Annotated in this window: 1 protein-coding gene; it reads right to left on the minus strand. The window is 38.7% G+C overall.

Annotation, left to right across the window (positions count from 1 at the left end; genetic code table 11):
- Positions 1-658 (minus strand): GntP family permease (locus ACS8FD_RS21015; RefSeq protein ID WP_439277294.1); only part of this gene is annotated, 658 nt, incomplete at its 3' end.
- Positions 659-680 lie beyond the last annotated feature (22 nt).

Below are 680 nucleotides of genomic sequence, written 5' to 3' on the forward strand. Positions count from 1 at the left end.
TATCTTTATATGATTCTCTATGGGTTAAGCCACAAATAGTTAGCATTGTTATTATTGCACCGTTATGTGGTAGTGAATCCAAACCACCTGAAGCCAGAGAAGCTATACGATGCATTAGTTCAGGGTCGATATTGTATTGTTGTGCCAACTGCATATAGTTTGCGCCCATAATTTCTAGAGCGATGCCCAAACCGCCAGAAGCAGAACCTGTAATACCCGCTAAAACGTTAACCATAATTGCTTCTGATATAAGAGGGTTTCCAGGTGCAATCCCCATAAGGTATTGCTTGATGACAGCGAAGCCTGCAAGAGTAGCAATCACAGAGCCATAACCTACCTCTGAAGCGGTATTGAAGATTGGTAGTAAAGAACCCGTCGCACCTTTATTTAAACTATCTGCCACACTGTCTATTCTTTTAAAATTTAAGACAATAACAAAAAGGCAGGCTAAAAATAACGACAAAATAATAGCCCAAATTCCAATAACTGAGCTTAGTGTTATTCCTCCAAACTTCTCATCGGCTAAATAACTATTATTCCATAAAGGTATTACCACCTTTGAAAAAACATAGTTTCCTACGATAACAATGACAATTGGTAGCAGAGCCACCCAAAAGTTAGGGATATTCATACCAGAATGAGGCTCTTTCTCATTCAACGTATGATTTCCATAACCTTCA

The organism is Psychrobacter sp. 1U2 (assembly GCF_051847575.1).